5 protein-coding genes are annotated in these 4,310 nt (G+C 44.1%); 4 read left to right on the top strand and 1 reads right to left on the bottom strand.

The features are described from left to right. Positions 1–23: 23 nt before the first annotated feature. Positions 24–326 carry a transposase gene (locus Q0590_RS37755; RefSeq protein WP_366970866.1) on the bottom strand — a complete coding sequence of 101 codons (303 nt, stop codon included), beginning with the start codon at positions 324–326 and terminating at the stop codon, positions 24–26. A gap of 192 nt (positions 327–518) precedes the next feature. Between Q0590_RS37755 and Q0590_RS36715 the strand changes: the two genes are divergently transcribed. From Q0590_RS36715 to Q0590_RS36700, 4 genes are all read left to right on the top strand, one after another. Then, positions 519–1,097, top strand: coding sequence for a Crp/Fnr family transcriptional regulator (locus Q0590_RS36715; RefSeq protein ID WP_302042665.1), 579 nt, complete (start codon positions 519–521; stop codon positions 1,095–1,097). A gap of 97 nt (positions 1,098–1,194) precedes the next feature. Beyond that, positions 1,195–2,340, top strand: coding sequence for a saccharopine dehydrogenase family protein (locus Q0590_RS36710; RefSeq protein WP_302042664.1), 1,146 nt, complete (start codon positions 1,195–1,197; stop codon positions 2,338–2,340). Positions 2,341–2,737: 397 nt separating this feature from the next. Further along, the gene (locus tag Q0590_RS36705) at positions 2,738–3,778 is read left to right on the top strand and encodes a PDDEXK nuclease domain-containing protein (protein ID WP_302042663.1); all 1,041 of its coding nucleotides are present in this window, start codon (positions 2,738–2,740) and stop codon (positions 3,776–3,778) included. A gap of 40 nt (positions 3,779–3,818) precedes the next feature. After that, positions 3,819–4,241 carry a nucleoside deaminase gene (locus Q0590_RS36700; protein WP_302042662.1) on the top strand — a complete coding sequence of 141 codons (423 nt, stop codon included), beginning with the start codon at positions 3,819–3,821 and terminating at the stop codon, positions 4,239–4,241. The last annotated feature ends 69 nt before the right edge of the window (positions 4,242–4,310 follow it).

The following is a 4,310-nucleotide window of genomic DNA, read 5'->3' as shown; positions in this document are numbered from 1 at the left end:
CATTTGTCTCTTCTATTTTGCCATCAGTTGTCCAATTCTATCTGACGACATACAAAGTATAAAATATCTAGCCTCAATTGGCTGTTCTCAATCAGAGCCCGCTCCGAACAGATATTTTCAAAATGAGCTACCAGCTGTAGCTTAAAAAATACCACTGGCTCTATTGATTTCTGCCCACACTTGCCATAGTAAGGAGCTACGGCCTGATAGAGGAAGTCTAAATGTAGCAGTTGCTTAATTTGGCGATAAAAATTGTTCTTGGGAACATAAGTTTCCACTATCAGTGAAGGGCAAGTGTTGATGAACTGTTTTCTTTTGCCTACCATTCCTGAATTTACCACTCAGAAGGAAGATTTCAAACCAGTAGTTGTGCAACACCCAGACCCCTTTGTTGAAACCTAAAAGCTCCAGAATCTAAATCCGATCTTTTCTGCACTATACTTTTAGGTGAGAATTCCATAACTTTATTTAACCCTGTAGCATTATTCAAAGTTATTTCAGGATGAGAAAGAATATAGATGAATCCATTACAAGAACTTCGTCAACGGTACAAGCAACTAGCCAAAAACTTACCCCATCCTGCCCGTCAGGATTACGAGGCTGCCTGCCAGAGGGAGCTTCTGCCCAAAGGCTATTATCTGTGCCGGCAGGGAGCCATCTGCCGGCAGGTGGCCACACTGGAAAGTGGTTCTGCCCGGGTTTTTCATCTTAAAGGTACCACCGAAGTAAGCACCGCTTTTCTCTTCCCCGGCGACTTTGTTACTTCGTTTCAAAGCTTTTACCTGCAAGTACCCAGCCAGTCAGCCATTCAGCTGATGGAAGAGTCACAAGTGACGCTGCTTAGTTACCAAACCCTACAAAAGCTAAAAGCCACTTACCGGGAGATTGACGAGATTGACCGGCTCAGCAACGATTACTACACCATGTGGTTAGAAGAGCGTATTTTCTCCCTGCAATTTCACTCTGCCACTGAACGCTACGCCGATTTGCTGCACAATGAACCCCATTTGGTGCAGAAAGTGCCCCTGAGCTATATTGCCTCTTATCTGGGCATCACCCTGGAAACCCTCAGCCGCATTCGAGCCAAAGTTAGCTGACTGGTTTTGACATTTGTCAAATCAGCTTTTGACTTTTATCAAAGGTAACCTTTTTTGCCTGAGCTAGCTTTGCAGCGTCAACTAAAGACATAAGATTATGAAAGTGATACTGTTAGGCGCAGGAGGCATGGGCCGGTGGGCTGCCCATACTGCCGTTTCATTCAAACTGATAACAAGGCTGACGGTGGCCGACCATAATTTGGCCTATGCCCGCCAGCTTGCCGACCATTGCGGGTCAAAAGCCCAGGCAATGGCACTAGATGTTACTGACCAAAGGGCCCTGCTAAGGGCTTTGCAGGCGCATGATGTGGTTCTTAATTGCGTGGGGCCGTATTATCGATTTGGCCTGCCGACCTTAAAAGCCGCTATAGAAGCGGGATGCCACTACCTTGACCTTTGTGATGATTGGGAGCCAACCCTTGAGATTCTGCAGCTAAGTGAGCCGGCTAGGCAGGCTGCAATTACAGCCATTATTGGCCTGGGCGCCAGTCCGGGTATATCCAACCTGCTTGCCATGAAACTGGCTACGCAGTTCGACTATGTAGAAGAGCTCTATACCGGCTGGCATGTTGAGTCGGCCTTCGAGGTGGCCGACAGCCATGCAGCTATCATACACTGGGTCCACCAGTTTACAGGCCAGATTGCCGTGTATGAGAATGGTAGACAGCAAAGTGCCAAACCTCTGGAAGGGGTAACACTGAATTATCCCGGCGTGGGTGAACGGACGTTTTACACCCTTGGCCACCCGGAAGCCGTAACACTGCCCCTGTCACTCCCCCAACTCAAGATAAGCAAAAACCTAATGCACATGAGCCACCAAACTTATGAAGGCATCATCCAGTTAGCAAAGGCTGTTAATGAAGGGCAGATGAGCGTAGAACAAGCAGCAGCCCGGATTGCACAAGACCAGTTGGATAATCCTACACTAGAAGACATCATTCCGGCCGGCTCAGGTGCTGTACCTTCCCTATTTGCCTGGGCCCAGGGCTCTAGTAAGGGTAAGCGGGAGCAGCGGGCCATAGGTTTACGGGCATTTGCCCCCGGCATGGGCGGCATGACTGGCATCCCTCTGGCTGTTGGACTGTATCTGCTGGCCGAAGGACAGCTAACCAAACGGGGCGTTCTCACACCGGAAGCGGCTTTTAATCCCGATGCCTTTCTGCATATATTCAGCCAGTACTGCACATATCCTAAGCCGGTTACACCAGACGAGTTGGTATATATAACATCCATCACCATTTGAAATTAGTCAGGTATGTGCTGGCAGGCCTGTTAATTGCCTAACTGGCTTCAGGTGTCTACAGGTTCTTTATGTCACGCCCCCTCTTTTTCGGACAGGCAGCAAGAAGAAAACTATCACAATTCACAGTAAAGCCAAAGGGGCGTATCTTTTAACACTAAGTGCCACTGCATTGCTTCATCTGTCATAGAGTATTAATTTCTCAGACTCAGCTTTCTATAATAACAATAACTTCTATAATCAAGATTTTTTCATTTGGCTTTGCATACTTTTTATTTCTCCATTTTCATTTGGCTGCTTACAATTGTAGATTTGCTGATCTATAAAGCTTATTGATGTTCGAGACTTACAAATATAAAATCTAGTACTTCCTGTTTTTTACTTGTTTCCTTTTGAGCTTATGTCTGCTACTGTTCTGCCCGGTTATGGTTCTTTTCTTGAGGAGTTGAAAGCTAAAATCAAATCTGCTCAAATAAAAGCTGCCCTTACGGTAAATGCTCAAATGCTAACCTTATATTGGGATTTAGGTAAAGCTATTGTTGAAAAGTCTACTCAAGCAGGTTGGGGAAACGCCGTGGTTGAACAACTTTCAAAAGATTTTACTCAGGATTTTCCTACCTTAAAAGGCTTTTCCCGGACCAATCTATATGCCATGCGTAGTTGGTACCTTTTTTATGGGGAACAAGATCCAATTGTCCCACAACTTGTGGGACAAATTCCATGGGGGCATAACAGGTTGATTATAGATAAAATCAAAGATCGGACAGAGGCATTGTTTTATGTGCAACAAACGATTCAAAATGGATGGTCTAGGGATGTACTGGCGCATCAGATTCAAACTAAATTGTTTGCCAGACAAGGCAAGGCCATCTCCAATTTTACCCAAACACTGTCAAAGCCACAATCTGACTTAGCTACCCAAACGTTAAAAGATCCTTATATTTTTGACTTTCTTTCCCTGACAGATGAGGCGCACGAACAGGAGTTAGAGAAGGCACTTGTATCTCATATTACTAAATTTTTATTGGAATTGGGAGCAGGTTTTGCTTTTGTAGGCCAACAATATCATGTAGAGGTGGATGGAGATGATTATTATATAGATCTGCTTTTCTACCATATAAAGTTGCATTGTTATGTAGACATTGAGTTAAAGATAGGAGAGTTCAAACCCGAGTATGCCGGAAAGCTCAATTTTTATCTTTCTGCTTTGGATAGCCAGGTAAAAAGTATGGAAGACAAGCCTTCCATAGGAATGATTTTATGCAGGAGCAATCAAAAGAAAGTGACAGCTGAGTATGCACTCAGAGATATGAATAAACCGATTGGGATTGCTGAATATCGCTTTACAGAAGCTTTGCCGGAAAATATCCGAACAGAACTGCCCACCATAGAAGCACTGGAAGAGGAGTTAAAGAAACTCAAGCAAGATGGCCGAGCATGAAAAATGGATGCAGCTATGCATCGGGCTAGGAAAGCAAGCCATGCAAGCAGGTAATCCTCCGGTAGGGGCACTCCTAGTGAAAGAAGGAAAAGTAGTAGGTGAAGGGATAGAAGCAGGTAAATCTAAAAAAGATATCACTTGCCATGCAGAAATTGAAGCCATCCGGAACGCAATCACAAAAGGGCAAAATGTAGATATGCAGGATTGTACGCTCTACACTACACATGAGCCTTGTATTATGTGTTCATACGTGATCCGGCATCATAAAATTGCTACAATAGTCATTGGTATAGAGGTTCCCGTCATTGAGGGCGTCACTTCGTCATTGCCAATTTTGAAAGCTAGTGATATTTCTATCTGGCCTGATCCACCCCAAATCGTCAAAGGTATATTAAAAAAGGAATGCGAAAATTTAAATTCAGCTTATCAAAATATACTTAAAAAAGCTCAAGAAGCTATATAAAAGTAATACCATACCCCCTTTGAGTGAAATCATCAAAAGTGTGTTTGGTCCTAAAAAATGGTGACTTTT

The organism is Rhodocytophaga aerolata (genome assembly GCF_030503435.1).
GTDB classification, from domain to species: domain Bacteria; phylum Bacteroidota; class Bacteroidia; order Cytophagales; family 172606-1; genus Rhodocytophaga; species Rhodocytophaga aerolata.
This window is presented reverse-complemented; position numbering and strand designations above follow the sequence as displayed.

Coding starts and splice junctions, on each gene's coding strand:
- Q0590_RS37755 (WP_366970866.1), bottom strand. CDS start 326: ATGGTAGGCAAAAGAAAACAGTTCATCAACACTTGCCCTTCACTGATA.
- Q0590_RS36715 (WP_302042665.1), top strand. CDS start 519: ATGAATCCATTACAAGAACTTCGTCAACGGTACAAGCAACTAGCCAAA.
- Q0590_RS36710 (WP_302042664.1), top strand. CDS start 1,195: ATGAAAGTGATACTGTTAGGCGCAGGAGGCATGGGCCGGTGGGCTGCC.
- Q0590_RS36705 (WP_302042663.1), top strand. CDS start 2,738: ATGTCTGCTACTGTTCTGCCCGGTTATGGTTCTTTTCTTGAGGAGTTG.
- Q0590_RS36700 (WP_302042662.1), top strand. CDS start 3,819: ATGCAAGCAGGTAATCCTCCGGTAGGGGCACTCCTAGTGAAAGAAGGA.